This is a genomic window from Candidatus Kuenenia stuttgartiensis, from assembly GCF_900232105.1.
Classification (GTDB): Bacteria; Planctomycetota; Brocadiia; order Brocadiales; family Brocadiaceae; genus Kuenenia; species Kuenenia stuttgartiensis_A.
Window position 1 is genome coordinate 697,693 of record NZ_LT934425.1, and the last position, 16,283, is coordinate 713,975.

Here is a 16,283-nt window from a genome sequence, read left to right on the forward strand (position 1 = left end):
TGTGAAGCTATATAATACTGCAAAAATTGAGGGTTTTTTAAATGACAATAATTGCCGGTATTGATGAAGCGGGATACGGACCAGTGCTTGGCCCCTTGGTAATCAGTGTTGTGGCACTTGACGTACCTGACGACAAAGCTAATTGTTCATTATGGGATTTGTTAAAAGATGCTATTTCTGATGGACTTCATGGCAGAAAACAACGGCTGGCGGTATGTGACAGCAAAAAACTGTACAGCACACGAAACGGCGTTAAACCGTTGGAAGATGCGGTTCTGTCATTTTTGGGAGTAAAGGGTGTTAAAATTGCCTCTTTTTATCAGTTATTGAATTCCTTATCATGTTTCGACAGGGAAGTAATAGATGGTTATCCCTGGTACACTCAAAAAGATTATGCATTGCCTTTCGCCACAAGCGAGGCTGTTTTTGTAAATTATATTGATTTGCTGCAGCACAGCCTTGCAAAACACGGTATCAGATTTTCTCATGCGGCAAGCTGTGTTGTTGCCGTTCGCGAGTTCAATGAACAAGTGCGGTCATGCGGGAACAAATCTACTGTTTTATTCAATAATAGTATCAAACATGTGGCAAAGTTGCTGAAAGAAAGCAATGGCAATGTAGAATTGCTCATCGATAAACAGGGCGGACGAAATACGTATTCACATTTACTGCAAAAATATTTTCCGGGAAAAGAGATAAAGATTTTGGGAGAAAGCAGTGAAGTTTCTTCATATGTAATAAGCGGGAAAAAACGGAGTATAAAAATATCTTTTGCGGAAAAAGGGGAAACCGTAAGCCTTGCGGCTGCCCTTGCTTCGATATTCAGCAAATACATCAGGGAATTGTTTATGGTTTTAGAAAATCGGTATTGGCTTCAATTGCTGCCGGGCCTGAAGCCAACGGCAGGATATTATACGGACGCACAAAGGTATTTATCGCAAATAGAACAGGTGAGACGGGAAAAAGGTATTTGCGATGACATTCTTATAAGAATAAAATAGGGCGCGTGTTTTACATTTTATCAAACGGGAAATGGCCGTTTGCAGGAACCGGGAAAGGAGTTAGAAGCAAAAATGTCTGTTAACATTGCAATAGTCGGGGCTACAGGCGCAGTTGGCAAGGAATTTTTAAGCATTCTGGAAAGCAGGAAATTTCCGTTGAATGAACTGAGATTGTTGGCGTCAGGGCGCTCGGCGGGAAAAAAAATACTGTTTTGCGGAAAAGATTACATCGTGCAGGAATTAACAAAAAATTCATTTAAAGGCATTAAGATTGCCCTTTTCAGCGCCGGCGCGGATATCAGCAAGGAATATGCGCCTTATGCCATTGAAAGCGGCGCTGTCTGTGTGGATAATTCCAGCGCGTTTCGAATGGATGATGACGTCCCTCTGGTAGTGCCGGAAGTAAACCCATACGATATTCCGAAACATCATGGTATAATTGCGAATCCCAATTGTTCAACAATTCAAATGGTGGTTGCGTTAAAACCTATCCATGACGCCGTAAAAATCAAAAGAGTGGTGGTCTCTACCTATCAGGCGGTATCAGGCGCGGGCCTGAAGGCGATTGATGAGCTTAAAAAGGAGGCAATGAGTATTTTAGAAGGCAAAGAGGGTTTTCAGCGAAAATTATTTCCTCATCAAATAGCATTTAACGTGCTTCCTCAAATTCCCCAGAGCAAAGCATTTTTACCCAATGGCTATACTTCGGAAGAAATGAAGATGGTGAATGAGACCCAGAAGATCATGGGAGACCATTCGATTCGGGTAACTGCGACAACGGTGCGGGTGCCGGTTATTCGCGGCCATAGCGAGTCGGTAAATATAGAAACGGTGAAAAAAATAACGGCAGCGGAGGTGAAAAGACTCCTTTCCACGGCGCCTGGGGTTAAGGTAATCGACGACCCTGCCAATCAGCTCTATCCATTAGCCTCAGAAACGGCAGGAAGGGATGAAGTCTTTGTGGGGCGTATTCGCGAAGACATATCCATTGACAATGGCATCGATATGTGGATTGTAAGTGATAATATTCGCAAGGGCGCCGCCCTCAACGCAATTCAGATTGCAGAGAAGTTGTTGTAATGATTTTAATCTTTTGAGAAAACAGGCAAATGTCCGGAATCCCATAAGCGCCAGGTTGTTTTTGATATTTTTTACACGGAGGCCAATATCGGCAGTCGGCAATCTACAGTCAGCAATCGGCAAATTGTAGACTGTAGACTGTGGCGCTAATTAAATACTTCACTAACTGACCGTGGTTTACCGATGTAATTTCCCTGTGCGTAATTTACCCCTAATTTACGCAGCAATTGCAGTGTATCCCCGGAGTCTGCAAATTCCGCAACAGTTCTTTTTTTTAAACCATGCGCCAACTCAACTATTGCCTTTACCATGTGCTGATCTACCGGATTGTTTGGCAAGTCATTAATAAAGCTGCCGTCAATCTTTAAATAATCAACCGTTAAATGCCTGAGATAATTGAAAGAAGAAAATCCACTGCCAAAATCATCAAGAGAAAAGCGACAATCCATATGCTTAAGCGCTGCAAGAAAGTCCTGCGCTGCAATCATATTTTCCATCATAGCTGTTTCGGTCATCTCAAAAACAATACTTCCCGGCTTAGTGCCACTGGTATTAAACTGATGCTTTATGATCCCTAACAATTCGGTATCGGCAAATGCCTTGCCGGAAAGATTAATATCAAGGAATATACCTCTGTCAGAAAATTGCTGCTCCGCAGCAAGACGGATAGCGCTACAAACGACCCAGCGGTCGATATCACGGATAAGTCCAAAACGTTCTGCAATACTAAGAAATTCTGCGGGGAATATCAATTCATCTTTCTCGCCAAGCATGCGTAGTAATGCCTCATATCCGATAATATTTTTATTTGACAGATCAATCACGGGTTGTAAATGTAATACAAAACGGTCATTGTCCAATGCATTCCTGATCCTCTTTTCCCAGTTTATTTGGGCTTCAATATGTGTTTTTTGTTCCTGGGAAAACACGCAAAACCGGTTACGCCCGCTCTCTTTTGCACGATACATTGCTAAATCAGCATTAACAAGCAATGTTTCAGCATCACGTCCATGTTCGGGGAATATCACAATGCCAATGCTAAACGTCACTTTAGAATGCTCAAAGGTATGTTCTCTGGTCAATTCAAGAATTTCGTTTGCAATTAATCCGGCTTTCTCCCTGTCAGTATAAGGCAATAGTATGGCGAATTCATCTCCGCCAAATCTGGCAAAAATATCGGTATCACGTAAACGGGAACGAAGCATTTCTGCCAGGCGAATAAGAAGTTCGTCTCCAGCCTGGTGTCCGAGGGTATCGTTTACGTATTTAAAATTATCAAGATCGAGAAACAGGAGCGCCCCGGTTGCCCCATACCGTAAGGTCTGGGCAATCCAATACTGCAATTCCTCCTGAAAACGCCTGCGATTAAAGAGATTTGTCAGGGGATCCCGGGTTGCCATGTTCAAAAGTTGGGTCTCGAATTTCTTATGTTCTGTAATATCTTCTTTAATCGCAAGATAATTGGTCACATGACCCTTGTGATTTCTTATGGGGGAAATATGCACGTGTTCCCAGTACAATTCTCCCGTCTTCTTTTTATTCAACAGCTCGCCTTGCCATTCCTTACCCGAAATAATGGTATTCCATAAATTCCTGTATGTTTCATTTGATGTTTTCCCCGATTTTAACATCCGCGGGGTTCGCCCAATAATTTCATCCCCGGTATATCCTGTTAGTTCGGCAAGCTTTGGGTTAACGTATTCAATAATCCCCTCCTTGTCGGTAATAAGAATTGATGCCGGACTTTGTTCTACTACCTGTGACAATTTGCGAATCCTTTCGTCCGCTCTTTTCCGCTCAATCAAACGCCCGAGCTGTAGGGCAAGATTATCCACTACTTCAAAGAATATTGCCTGTGGTTTTTCTTCTTTTCGTGAGAAAAACTCAAATATATACAGTATCTTATCACCTTCTTTTATGGGAAACGCAAATGCTCCCCGTACTCCAATAGCAGCACTTTTTACAATGGCGTGTTGCGCTCTGATACAATTACTATCTTTGGTAACATCCGGAATCCATTCCATTTTCCTGCTGCTAAAGACCTTCCCCGGCAAATCTTCTCCTGGTTTTAAAATAGTATTCTCACCTATCTTTCTCAACAGACTGAACTCTTTGGTGTTTTCAAAATACCATAGCCTTGTAGATTCCAGCCTTATTGCACCATTTACCGTATATATTACCTTACAAATATGACCGACGGGCCATCCTAAATATCTGCACATTTTTTTAAGATATAATCTCATAGTACTGTCAACGGTCAACAAATCATGCGCAGTATCAAACACTTCGTTAATTAATTGCAGGATGGCCTGTTTTTTTCTTTTCTCATCGTCTTTTTTTCTCCGTTCACTAATATCGCGAAAAATAGCAATGATATGTATTTGTCTCCCTATTTGTAGTGTTGAAAATGAAGCCTCCAGAGGGAATTCACTCTTGTTTTTTTTAACGCCTGTAATCTCAATTGTTTCATTAATAATGCACCCCGCTTTAATATTGTTAAAAAAACGCATCTCTGGTTCTGTGTGTTCTGCGCCGCCGATAACGTTGAGGATATTTTTCCCTTTCATTTCTTCTTCCGAATATCCAAATATTTTTTCGGCAGCAGGATTCCAATGCGTAATATGCCCGTTCTCATTTAATACAACAATTCCATCATTTATCACGGACGCTAAATTTGCAAATTTTAGCTCATTTTCCTCTAGTCCGATGTTTTCACCCTCAGAATCTAACAACTGCCTTTCAAGTTTCCTGATTAAATATTCGTTATAATTCCGGCAAAATTCCGTTTCATCTTTTCCGGAAAATGCACTGATAGGGTGTGGAAGATATTTTTTATACCCGTTCAATGTGCTCATCACGGCATCAATAAAAATATCAGCAGGCATCGGTTTCACTAATAATCTATCCGCCCCTAAACTCATGGCATATTCCCTGGCCCTTCTCCCGGTAAATGCCGTAGTGTAAAAGATAAAAGGGATATTTCTCAAATATTTATTTGTTTTACATTTCCGGCAGAATTGAAAACCATCCATATGTGGCATAAGAATATCACAAATTATTAAATCAAACCTGTTATTTTGCAACGTCTCAAATGCCGTCAATCCATTTGTAGCAGAAGTGACTTCTCCGCCGTGCTTTTCCAGCATACGTTCCAGAAAGCGCAAGTCATCTTCTGAATAATTAGCGATAAGTATCTTCATGGTAGTATCGGTTTTTAAATAATGTGCCTTTGCAGCTTCAGGTTTACAACGCAAACCCATACAGTTTATACGGGTAATTGCGCCATATATCTCCTCTTTATCAAAAGTAAGGGCGAAACATTTGCTGCAAATTGGCATAAATGCGTTCATGCCCAAACTGGCAAATGCTTCGCCCCTACACTATGCGGCAGACACCGGTATTATTGGAATTTCTCTAAAAACTAAATTGTTATCAAAAAATTATCCCCGTTTTTAAAAAAGCGTCTTGTTCCCGATGTGGCACTTTTTCTTTCTTAGCCGGCGCACAATGACAAGTACCATCCCCACAATGAGAAAATACAAACATTTTGCAATATCCGATTGAACAAATCCCCCTCCGCCATTTTCATATCCGGCATATACAACACCTCCACATGCAAATAAAACCAAAATTACTATCACCACAGTAGATTTTAATTGTATAAGAAGCTTTTTCTTTTCCATAATTATCTAGTCCTTTCCCTGGCATAAAAACCTATAATTAATCTTGTGAACAATTCCATACATCAGCCTTCTTCATATACTTACGGACGAGAAGATATGTGCCTTCATTTTATTCTTGAATCCATTTCACCATTGTCAGGACAGGCTTGCTTTCTTCATGTGAGTCCACAACCGGAATACGAACAACAATAGCAAAACCCTGTTGTGGTGCTTTCGCCCTAGTCCTGATTTTCATTCCCTTACGGCTCACATCTATAATTTCAGTCTCATGAAGCAATGTCCTTGAATAATCACGGACTTTTACCAGCCATGACAAATAACTACGCTTACTTTTCCGCTTTTCTAATGTTTTGCACTTCATACGGTTAATTTATACAATTTTGAAGTTATGTAAATACCCTAAAAAGAGTACATCCCTACGGATACGCCCATAAGTATGTGTAAGGCAGAAGGCGGAAAAAAATTGCCATAAACAACCTACATTTTATAGACTTATTTCAACAAGTAAATACCCTAAAAAGGATATACCCTTTTGGGTCTATAGATAGCATTTGAAGTAATGGTGTAAATGCTATTTAATTCACTCCCTTACCCTTTAGTAGTTGTTTAAATGAGAAATAGATTGTATTATTTATCTGTTCTGAAATGATAAAACATTGCTTAAACACAGAGTCACAACTGGGAATGAAAATGACGTTTCGACCACTGGTGAGATTACAGATTTAATGTAGAGACACATGCAACCGGAACCAAACAAGCAAAAAATAGAAAATACGAAATTCCAAAGTACGAAATGCGAGAACGGAAATTTATTTTAGGACGAAAAACAAATGACCGGAAAAAATAACCAATTGTTAGAACCATCAAAATATCCTCACCCTCATACCCGTACAAAATCATGGCATCGGATGGTTGCAAATTTCTGCATTTTTTTTCTGGTAATATCCTTAGTCATGCTTTATTTCAGCTATACCGGCAAGCCGCAAGCCGGCCTTTTAGAAATAGGTATTTCCGCTTTTCTTTTTTGCATATTGTTCCATCTCGTCATGAAGTTCTTCCCGCTAATATCTAAGATTATTACCTCACTGCTAATAATTGGATTTGCCGTCTCGCTAGTCTGTATAAACTATCATTTTTTAAAGGTGGAAAAAAAGGATGCGTCCATTGAGGAACTATTGGTGGGTGATTTATTTGTAAATAAAATCATGAAAACATTCAGGAAAGAACCTGTCTCGCCCGCGTTAAAAGGCGGAGTACCAGAACAAATTTTTGCACAAACGGATAGCGTCCCATTAGCAATACCATCCCTTGATCAACTAAAAATGACATTATCCAATCCGATATCCTCGAAGTTTACATCAAAATACAGCGTTGCTCTTTCGCCCGCTATGAAAGAAGGAACACTATTTTTAAAGGCATCATATAAGGGAGATATTGACAGCAAATACATTCTGCCAGGCATTTCCGGCATTCTTGCCGCTACAACAGAAAGCGGCCCCCCTATGTATGAACCTATTGACAAAGGTGATTTCGTCTCTTTCTCTCTTTCTGCATGTAATAAGGAAAAACTCCTTACTGCATCAGATATGCGTATCATTCAACTGCCAATATCTATAGGCGTCGGCGCAGCAACTCATGAAATAAAACTATGCAACCCTATAAGAGAAAACCGTGTGCCAATCGATTAAATTATACATACAGAAAGGAACAAGCCATGAAAACAACTATTATTACAATTATTATTGTTTTTGCTTTAACAACAATCAGTTATTGCCAGAACAAAGAACAGGAAGACCCTACAGATGCTTCCATCAATGCCTTTAAACAGGCAATTGCAGCAAATCCGGAATTTGTTGAGGCGCATTATAACCTTGGAGTGCTTTATGATGAAAAGGGCATGACCGAAGAAGCTATTGGTGCGTATATTAAAACAATCGAAACAGATGCGAATTTTGTGAAGGCGTATAATAATCTTAGTGTAATTTATTACAAACTGAAGCAGACGGACAAGGCGATTGAAACCATAAAAAAGGCCATTGCCATATCGCCAAAGTATTCAGAAGCGCTCTATAACCTTGGAATTTATTATTATGAGAAAACACAATACAATGAAGCGATAAAGGCTTTTAAAGATGCCGTAAAACGAAACACAAGGTTTGACATGGGCTTTTATAATTTAGGAGTCGCTTACGCGGCTATTGATGCCACAGATGAATCTATTGCCGCATTTAAACGGGTGATAGAACTGAATCCTAAATACCCTGACGCATACTATAATCTGGGTGTTGCTTATTCAAAGAAGAATCAGTTTGATGAGGCAATTCAACTGCTTAAAAAAGCTTTGGAAATCAACCCGAAAGACTCGAAGACGCATTTTGCCCTGGGAATCATTTATACGGTCAAAGATAAGGCAAAATAATCTTTTGCGGCATGAATAGTAAGAATACCGTACCACAATGGCGGGCCTACATCAGGTGCATTTTGTGAATTCATTCACCAGGTGGTCAATAGATTCTTTCGTTTTTGTCTCTGTTACACACAGAAGCATACAATTCACCATTCCCGGATAGTATTGAGAAATATCTATTCCACAATGAATGCCTTTTTCCTGCATACGCCTGATAATTGAAGCAATGCGAAAGTCGTTCTTCGCCTTTAAAACAAATTCATTAAAAAAAGGGTTGTGAAAAACAGGTTCAAAAATATCCAGATTACAGAGTCGTTCAAATGCATAATGGCTTTTCTGAATATTCAAATTACCAATTTCAGCGATCCCCTTTTTCCCCAGCGCACAAAGGTAAATACATGCCCGAAGGGCAAGCAGCGCCTGATTTGTACAAATGTTAGAGGTCGCCTTTTCCCGCCGGATATGTTGTTCTCTTGGCTGCAACGTCAGCACAATACACCGTCTCCCGGCCTTATCAACAGTCTCTCCGGCTATCCTCCCAGGCATTTTTCTCAGTAGCTCATTTTTTACAGTAAAAAATCCCAGGTAAGGCCCTCCGTAATTTAAATAGTTCCCCAAAACCTGCCCCTCTCCTACGGCAATATCGGCATTGTATTCTCCGGGAGGCATAAGAATGCCTAGAGATATGGGATTTACGCATGCAACAAAAAGTGCGTCATGTTTATGCGCTATTGCAGAAATCTCCTGCATATCTTCAACGCACCCAAAAAAATTCGGGCTTTGTACCAATACGGCGGCGGTATTATCTGCCAGCGATGCCTCTAATTGATGCATATCGGTCGTTCCTTCAGGACAATTGATTTCAACAATTTCTGTGTTAAAACCTTTTAAATAGGTTTTCATTACCTGACGATATTCAGGGTGAATCGCACTGGAACAAACAATTTTATTTTTTTCCTTATGCCGTATAGAAAGCAATGCCGCCTCCGCCAATGCGGTTGAGCCGTCATACATAGATGCGTTTGCTACGTCCATTGCGGTCAATTCGCACATGAGGGTCTGAAATTCATACATCACCTGAAGCGTGCCCTGGCTGACTTCCGGTTGGTAAGGCGTGTAGCAGGTATAAAATTCACTACGTGACGCCAGATGGTTAACAACAGAAGGAATAAAATGGTCATAGGCGCCTGCGCCTAAAAACGAAGAATAATCATCCGTTGTTTTATTCTTTTTGCTTAATTTTTTTATGGCATGCAGCACCTCCGGTTCTGATAAACCGGGTGGGAGTGACAGGGAAAAGTTTCTTAATGCTTCGGGGATTTCACCAAGAAGTGCATCCAGGGAGGATATGCCCATATCTTCAAGCATCTTTTTTTTATCGGATTCTGTATTTGAAATATAATCCATACATACTGCCTCAACAAACAAAAATGACCGATTCGGCCGTTTGTTTCACATTGAAATATAACCGGACGGAATGGTATTTTCTCTGCCACAAAAAATAATTACCGTTGATGATACTCCTGGATCGACCTTACATCAAGGGTTCCGCTTTTTAATGCCTCTATCGCTCTTACGGCTGCTACAGCGCCGGCAACGGTAGTAAAATAAGGAATTTGATAGGTAAGAGCAGTTCTTCTGATGGAGAAAGACGCCTCCTGCGCAGCCTTTCCCTCTGCCGTGTTTATGACGAGTTGTACTTCATTATTCTTTATATGGTCAACGATATTCGGGCGCCCTTCTATTACTTTTAAAACGGGCGTAACAGAAATATTTTCTTCTGAGAGTGCCGCTGCAGTGCCCTTTGTAGCCGTTATTTTAAATCCCATTTGGAGCAGCTTTTTTGCTATTTGCACGATAGGTTTCTTATCCTTATCCCTTACACTTATAAAAACGGAGCCGACTAATGGGAGGCAGTAATTGGCAGACATCTGCGCCTTTGCGTATGCGCGCCCGAAATCTTTATCCAGTCCCATAACTTCTCCAGTCGATTTCATTTCAGGCCCCAGCAATGTATCAACCCCTTTAAACTTTAAAAAGGGGAAAACCGCCTCTTTTACGGCAGTGTGTCTCATCGTGATATTTTCGGGCATATTTAACCCACGAAGCTTTTCCCCTGCAATTACTTTAGCCGCAATCTTAGCCATCGGCACGCCTATCGCCTTGCTTACAAAGGGTATTGTCCTTGAAGCGCGCGGATTCACCTCCAGCACATATATCACCTTATCTTTTACCGCATATTGAATGTTAATAAGGCCTATGACGTTCAGTGCAAGCGCTATTATCCGTGTTTCCTTCTTTAATTCTTCTATAATTTCATTATTCACTGAATAAGGTGGGAGCGAGCAGGCACTGTCTCCGGAATGAACACCTGCTTCCTCTATATGTTCCATTACTCCCCCGATAAATACTTCTTCTCCGTCACTGATTGCATCAACATCAATTTCTATTGCGTCCTGCAAAAAGCTGTCTATTAAAACGGGATGTTCATGCGATACTTCCACCGCATGGGAAATATAATGCTCCAGACCCTGTTCATCGTATACAATACGCATTGCACTTCCGCCCAAAACATACGATGGGCGTAATAAAACCGGATATCCTATCCTTTTTGCTATCATCTTCGCATCTTCCGCAGAGTTTGCACAGCCATTTTCCGGCTGCTTTAGTCCTAACCGGTTCATAAGCAACGCAAACCGTTCACGGTCTTCGGCAACATCAATATTCTCAGGAGAAGTGCCCAGAATTTTCACCCCTTCTTTTTCCAGGGGAACCGCGAGCTTCAGCGGAGTCTGCCCTCCAAATTGAACAATTACGCCCTCGGGTTTCTCCTTGTGAATTATCTCCAGAACATCTTCCATGGTTAGAGGTTCAAAGTAGAGCCTGTCAGAAGTGTCGTAATCCGTGCTTACCGTTTCCGGATTACAATTCACCATAATGGTTTCATACCCCAGCTCTTTTAAGGCGTAAACTCCATGCACACAACAGTAATCGAACTCAATTCCTTGTCCTATCCGATTAGGGCCGCTCCCCAAAATAATAATCTTTCTCTTTGTAGTGGGATCCGCTTCACACGAAGTTTCGTACGTTGAATATAAATAAGGGGTAAATGCTTTAAACTCTGCGGCACATGTATCCACATGTTTAAATACCGGCCTCACAGACGTCCGGTACCGGTATTCCCTTATTGTCTTCTCATCGGAACCGCATAACCTGGCTAAAAATATATCAGAAAACCCATATTGTTTTGCTTTTGCAAGCAATTCAGCATTCATAACAAAATCCCTGTTTTTTTGTGATGCGTCATTGTCCTTTAACTTTACCATTAAATGTCTTTGTTTAATCTCATTTTCAAGGTCTGTTATTTGTTTAATGTTATAAAGAAACCATTTGTCAATACGGGAATAGGTATAAATTTCGTCAAGGGTCATGCCCAGACGAAAAGCGTCCGCAATATGCCATAACCTGTCGGGGGTTGGCGTAATCAGTTTCATTTGTAAATATTCCGATTTTTGTTCAGCCGTCCAGTCATCGATTCCAGAAGGCAGGAGGGGGTCAAAACCGCTTCGCCCGGTTTCGAGAGAACGAATCGCCTTGCCTACCGCTTCTTTAAAAGTACGGCCAATCGCCATAACCTCACCGACTGATTTCATATGAATAGTAAGCTCCTGGATAGTATCAGGGAATTTGTCAAAATTGAACCGCGGAATTTTGACTACACAATAATCTATGGCCGGTTCAAAGCAGGCGGGGGTGTAGCGGGTAATGTCATTAGGGATTTCATCGAGCGTATACCCGATTGCAAGTTTTGCGGCGATCTTTGCGATAGGGAATCCTGTGGCTTTTGAAGCCAATGCAGAACTCCTTGAGACCCTTGGATTCATTTCAATCGCAAGCATCTCGCCATTTTCAGGGTTGACGGCAAACTGAATATTTGAACCTCCGGTTTCAACGCCTATTTCCCTGATGATTCTGACCGCGGCATCACGCATTTTCTGATACTCCATGTCAGTAAGCGTCTGCGCAGGCGCCACAGTGATACTGTCGCCCGTATGGACTCCCATTGGGTCAAAATTTTCAATAGAGCATATGATGACGACATTATCTTTTAAGTCACGCATAACTTCCAGTTCATACTCTTTCCACCCAAGAACTGAACGTTCTACTAAAACTTCATGAATGGGGCTTGTCTCCAGCCCTGTAGTTATATACTCTTTATATTCTTCAATGTTATACGCCGTACTGCCTCCTGACCCTCCAAGCGTGAAAGATGCACGGATAATGGCAGGGAAACCGATGGCGTCTATAATCTTCAGCGCAGTGTCTAAAGAATTGACATACACACTTTCAGGCACTTGTACGCCAATACGCCCCATCGCCGCCTTAAATTGCGAACGGTCTTCAGCCATTTTTATGGCTTTTAGTTTTGCGCCTATAAGCTCTACATTAAACTTATCCAATACGCCTTTTTCTGCAAGGGACACAGCGGCATTTAGCCCTGTCTGCCCCCCAAGCGTCGGCAATATCGCCTGCGGGCGTTCCTTTTCAATGATTTTTGTAATTATTTCCGTTGTGATGGGTTCAATATACGTTTTGTCCGCCACCTCCGGGTCAGTCATAATCGTCGCCGGGTTGCTGTTTACCAGGATAACCGTATATCCCTCTTCCCTTAAGGCGTGGCATGCCTGGGTGCCGGAATAATCAAATTCGCACGCCTGGCCAATGACAATAGGGCCAGAGCCAATAATCAGGATTTTTTCAATATCATTTCGTTTGGGCATTTTATATATAGCTAAAAGTATCTATTCCCCGAAAAATTTAATGTAGCATCTTAATATCGATAGGGTTGGTTGGCACGAACAAACTTATTAGTCCCTAAGCTGGTATAGCTGGAACATAACAAGCACAATATAAAAAATCCGAAATGCGAAGCACGAAATCCGAAACAAATTTCAAAATACAAAATCTCAATGAAAAAAACGGGTTTTGAACATTTTGAAATTAAAATTTAGCATTTATTTCGTATTTCGAATTTGGTTGCAGCCAAAGGCCGCGCCAAGAAATCTGTGGTTTCCTTTTTGCTCATATCTCTCCAAAGCATCAACTTTTCATCGTCTGCAAAAATCTATCAAACAAATAATCTGCATCGTGAGGCCCTGGGGAGGCTTCCGGGTGGTATTGCACGGAAAAGGCAGGCACAGAATGGCATTTCAACCCCTCTACGGATTTATCATTTAAGTTCAGATGTGTAATTTCCACATCCCCATAAGTGCTTTTATGCAACATGCCCTGCGATGGTATTTCCACGGCAAAACAGTGATTCTGGGCAGTGATTTCCACCTTTTTAGTCGATAAATCCATGACGGGTTGGTTTCCGCCATGATGCCCAAACTTGAGTTTGGACGTTTTCAGCCCCAATGCGAGCGCCAGCAACTGATGTCCCAGGCATATCCCAAATATTGGCCTTTTCCCTAACAGGCCTTTAATGTTCTCAATCATATATGAAACGACCGAAGGGTCTCCAGGTCCGTTGGAAAGAACAATGCCGTCAGGATTCATCTCCAATACCGTTTCAAATGAGGTTTTTGCAGGAACGACGTGTACAGAACAACCGGCATGCGCCAATTTTCTTAAAATAGAGTATTTTACGCCACAATCATAAACAATAACCTTGTATTTACGGGATAAGTGAGGTGTGCCTTTTTTATTTACCCAGTCATACGGTTTTTCACAGGTCACCTTTGCAACCAAATCTCTTCCGGTAAGACCAGGCGCTGATTTTGCTTTTTCCTGCAACCGTGTCCTATCAAAATCTATGGTTGAAATAATGCCCTGCTGCGATCCAAAATCACGGATCTGGCATGTAAGTGCCCTGGTATCAATACCTTGAATACCAACGATCCCCTTTTTCACAAGAAATTCTGATAAATCTATTTTTGACCGCCAATTACTGGAGAATGGAGAGCATTCTTTAACGATAAATCCTTCCAGAAAAAGTTTGTATGATTCAACGTCCTCTTCATTAATGCCATAATTGCCTATTAACGGATACGTTAAAGCAACAATCTGACCTGCATATGATGGATCTGTCAGGATTTCCTGATATCCCATCATGCTCGTATTGAAGACAAGTTCCCCAATTGTCTCTCCGGCAGCCCCTAATGAGCATCCATTGAAACACGTTCCGTCTTCCAGTACCAATATTGCCTTTTTTTCATTCATAATTTATAACACCGGGGAATTTCAATATTTTTGTATAGACGCATTGCATACGTCTCTGTTTTGTCAACATTTTCATTACATGCAACAGTTTATAGACGCATGCAATGCGTCTATGCAATTAAACATCAGCAACGGCATAAAGTCGCTGCCAAAGGCAGCTTAATTTGTTTTAATGCAAAGCCTTACGATAGGTTTACCGCAGACATTGCAATAGTTTTAGGATTTCAAATCGTACAACTAAAAAATAAATGTGTCAAGGCAAATTAAAAAACTTTGCCATGTTAGCTTTTTGCTTGATTAAGACTTTGCCTCTGTTATAGTTATAGGAAATAATATGCTACTTTGTAACACTTTAGTTTTTTGAAAAATTCCAATAATAGCGGTGTTTTGCCGCATAGTGTAAGGGCGAAGTATTTGCTGTAAATTGTCATAAATGCATTCATACCCAAAGGAGCAAATGTTTCGCCCATTCTTTTTAAAAAAACTAAAATGTTACGAAATTATCGTATATTTATGTAATATTATTATCTTTAAATAACAGTTCATGCTTGTCCTTTTACAACACGGGCAGTATTTCATAGACAAATCAATTGTGAGGTGTATTCAATGCAATTCAATTCAATACAAGAAGTAATAGAAGACCTTAGAAATGGGAAAATGACAATATTAATAGACGACGAGAGTCGGGAAAATGAGGGGGATTTAATTCTTGCAGCGGAAAGGGTTACTCCCGAAGCTATTAACTTTATACTAACACATGCAAGAGGCATTCTTTGCCTTGCGATAAATGCCAAAAGGGCTGAAGAACTGGACTTTTATCCAATGGTTTCCAATAACACATCAAGCTTTCAGACGCCTTTTACCGTTTCCGTTGACGCCGCAAGAGAAATTTCCACAGGCGTATCTTCCAAAGACAGGGCAACGACCATATTAACAGCCATTGATGATAATGCCACTGCGGAAGACTTTGTTCGACCAGGTCACATATTTCCGCTAAAGGCGCATAACGGCGGAGTTCTTGTCAGAGCCGGCCATACAGAAGGAGCCGTTGACCTAACCCGCATTGCCGGTCTCAAAAATGCCGCAGTCATTTGCGAAATTATGAGGGAAGACGGAAACATGGCAAAACTTCCGGACCTCAAAAAATTTGCCGAAAAAAACAATCTCAAAATCTGTACAATTGCGGATATCATAAAATACCGCCATGAACAGGAACGATTAATTGAGAAACGCGTAACCGCAAAACTCCCCACAATATATGGGGAATTCATCCTTCATCTCTATCGTTCCTTTGTTGATGAGTACCTCCACCTTGCTTTATGCCTGGAAGTTGGCAGCAAAGACATAAATACTCCTTCCCCAATGCAAAATGAACCGATACTGGTAAGGGTACACGATGAATGTCTGACGAGCGATGTTTTCGGTTCTTTGCGTTGTGACTGCGGAGAACAGCTTCATAATGCCCTCAAAATCATAAAGGAAAACGGTAAGGGTGTTTTGCTTTATATGAGGCAGGAAGGACGAGGGATCGGCTTAGAAAACAAATTGCATGCGTACCACTTACAAGATAAAGGATTGGATACGGTAGAGGCAAATGAGAAACTAGGACTTCCAGTGGACAAAAGGGACTATGGAATCGGCGCACAAATTTTAAGAGATCTGGGCATTACTAAAATGCGTTTGCTTTCGAACAATCCAAAAAAATTTGCCGCGCTTGCAGGATATGGACTGGAAATAGTTGAGCGCGTGCCAATCGTTGTTGAACCAAACGCAGAAAATCAAAAATATCTGCGTACGAAAAAGGAAAAACTTGGACACATGATAGAGACGTAATAATTAACAACCTAAACAGTGTTGGTAAAGCTTCAAAACCGGTAAAAAGATATTGAA

The 16,283-nt window shown here is 41.1% G+C and carries 11 protein-coding genes; 5 read left to right on the top strand and 6 right to left on the bottom strand.

Going from position 1 to position 16,283, the window contains the following annotated elements:
• Window positions 1-41: 41 nt before the first annotated feature.
• Both KSMBR1_RS20720 and KSMBR1_RS03220 read left to right on the top strand, forming a co-directional pair.
• Window positions 42-1,001 carry a ribonuclease H family protein gene (locus tag KSMBR1_RS20720; RefSeq protein ID WP_157820351.1) on the top strand — a complete coding sequence of 320 codons (960 nt, stop codon included), beginning with the start codon at window positions 42-44 and terminating at the stop codon, window positions 999-1,001.
• 72 nt (window positions 1,002-1,073) lie between these two features.
• Window positions 1,074-2,081 (top strand): aspartate-semialdehyde dehydrogenase, encoded by a 1,008-nt coding sequence (locus KSMBR1_RS03220; protein ID WP_099326959.1) that lies wholly within the window; start codon window positions 1,074-1,076, stop codon window positions 2,079-2,081.
• Between the two features lie 146 nt (window positions 2,082-2,227).
• Here the strand turns inward: KSMBR1_RS03220 and KSMBR1_RS03225 are convergent, their stop codons facing one another.
• From KSMBR1_RS03225 to KSMBR1_RS03235, 3 genes are all read right to left on the bottom strand, one after another.
• Entirely contained in the window at window positions 2,228-5,431 is a 3,204-nt protein-coding gene (locus tag KSMBR1_RS03225) for an EAL domain-containing protein (protein ID WP_099324039.1), read from the bottom strand.
• Window positions 5,432-5,533: 102 nt separating this feature from the next.
• Window positions 5,534-5,764 (bottom strand): hypothetical protein, encoded by a 231-nt coding sequence (locus KSMBR1_RS03230; protein WP_099324040.1) that lies wholly within the window; start codon window positions 5,762-5,764, stop codon window positions 5,534-5,536.
• Window positions 5,765-5,873: 109 nt separating this feature from the next.
• Window positions 5,874-6,125, bottom strand: a complete 252-nt coding sequence (locus KSMBR1_RS03235) for a PilZ domain-containing protein (protein WP_099324041.1) — start codon at window positions 6,123-6,125, stop codon at window positions 5,874-5,876.
• Window positions 6,126-6,594: 469 nt separating this feature from the next.
• Between KSMBR1_RS03235 and KSMBR1_RS03240 the strand changes: the two genes are divergently transcribed.
• Together KSMBR1_RS03240 and KSMBR1_RS03245 are read left to right on the top strand one after the other, a co-directional pair.
• Window positions 6,595-7,452, top strand: coding sequence for a hypothetical protein (locus tag KSMBR1_RS03240; protein WP_099324042.1), 858 nt, complete (start codon window positions 6,595-6,597; stop codon window positions 7,450-7,452).
• Between the two features lie 26 nt (window positions 7,453-7,478).
• Window positions 7,479-8,183, top strand: a complete 705-nt coding sequence (locus KSMBR1_RS03245) for a tetratricopeptide repeat protein (protein WP_157820352.1) — start codon at window positions 7,479-7,481, stop codon at window positions 8,181-8,183.
• A gap of 51 nt (window positions 8,184-8,234) precedes the next feature.
• Here the strand turns inward: KSMBR1_RS03245 and gcvPA are convergent, their stop codons facing one another.
• The 3 genes from gcvPA to carA all read right to left on the bottom strand — a co-directional run bounded on the left by gcvPA (window position 8,235) and on the right by carA (window position 14,393).
• Window positions 8,235-9,578 (bottom strand): aminomethyl-transferring glycine dehydrogenase subunit GcvPA, encoded by a 1,344-nt coding sequence (gene gcvPA, locus KSMBR1_RS03250; protein WP_099324044.1) that lies wholly within the window; start codon window positions 9,576-9,578, stop codon window positions 8,235-8,237.
• Between the two features lie 98 nt (window positions 9,579-9,676).
• Complete coding sequence (gene carB, locus KSMBR1_RS03255; protein WP_099324045.1) at window positions 9,677-12,952, bottom strand: carbamoyl-phosphate synthase large subunit; 3,276 nt, start codon at window positions 12,950-12,952, stop codon at window positions 9,677-9,679.
• 319 nt (window positions 12,953-13,271) lie between these two features.
• Complete coding sequence (gene carA, locus KSMBR1_RS03260) at window positions 13,272-14,393, bottom strand: glutamine-hydrolyzing carbamoyl-phosphate synthase small subunit (protein WP_099324046.1); 1,122 nt, start codon at window positions 14,391-14,393, stop codon at window positions 13,272-13,274.
• A gap of 606 nt (window positions 14,394-14,999) precedes the next feature.
• Here carA and KSMBR1_RS03265 point away from each other — a divergent pair.
• The gene (locus KSMBR1_RS03265; protein WP_099324047.1) at window positions 15,000-16,226 is read left to right on the top strand and encodes a bifunctional 3,4-dihydroxy-2-butanone-4-phosphate synthase/GTP cyclohydrolase II; all 1,227 of its coding nucleotides are present in this window, start codon (window positions 15,000-15,002) and stop codon (window positions 16,224-16,226) included.
• Window positions 16,227-16,283: the final 57 nt, after the last annotated feature.

Coding starts and splice junctions, on each gene's coding strand:
- KSMBR1_RS03225 (WP_099324039.1), bottom strand. CDS start 5,431: ATGAACGCATTTATGCCAATTTGCAGCAAATGTTTCGCCCTTACTTTT.
- KSMBR1_RS03235 (WP_099324041.1), bottom strand. CDS start 6,125: ATGAAGTGCAAAACATTAGAAAAGCGGAAAAGTAAGCGTAGTTATTTG.
- KSMBR1_RS03230 (WP_099324040.1), bottom strand. CDS start 5,764: ATGGAAAAGAAAAAGCTTCTTATACAATTAAAATCTACTGTGGTGATA.
- KSMBR1_RS03265 (WP_099324047.1), top strand. CDS start 15,000: ATGCAATTCAATTCAATACAAGAAGTAATAGAAGACCTTAGAAATGGG.
- KSMBR1_RS03240 (WP_099324042.1), top strand. CDS start 6,595: ATGACCGGAAAAAATAACCAATTGTTAGAACCATCAAAATATCCTCAC.
- gcvPA (WP_099324044.1), bottom strand. CDS start 9,578: ATGGATTATATTTCAAATACAGAATCCGATAAAAAAAAGATGCTTGAA.
- KSMBR1_RS20720 (WP_157820351.1), top strand. CDS start 42: ATGACAATAATTGCCGGTATTGATGAAGCGGGATACGGACCAGTGCTT.
- carA (WP_099324046.1), bottom strand. CDS start 14,393: ATGAATGAAAAAAAGGCAATATTGGTACTGGAAGACGGAACGTGTTTC.
- KSMBR1_RS03245 (WP_157820352.1), top strand. CDS start 7,479: ATGAAAACAACTATTATTACAATTATTATTGTTTTTGCTTTAACAACA.
- carB (WP_099324045.1), bottom strand. CDS start 12,952: ATGCCCAAACGAAATGATATTGAAAAAATCCTGATTATTGGCTCTGGC.
- KSMBR1_RS03220 (WP_099326959.1), top strand. CDS start 1,074: ATGTCTGTTAACATTGCAATAGTCGGGGCTACAGGCGCAGTTGGCAAG.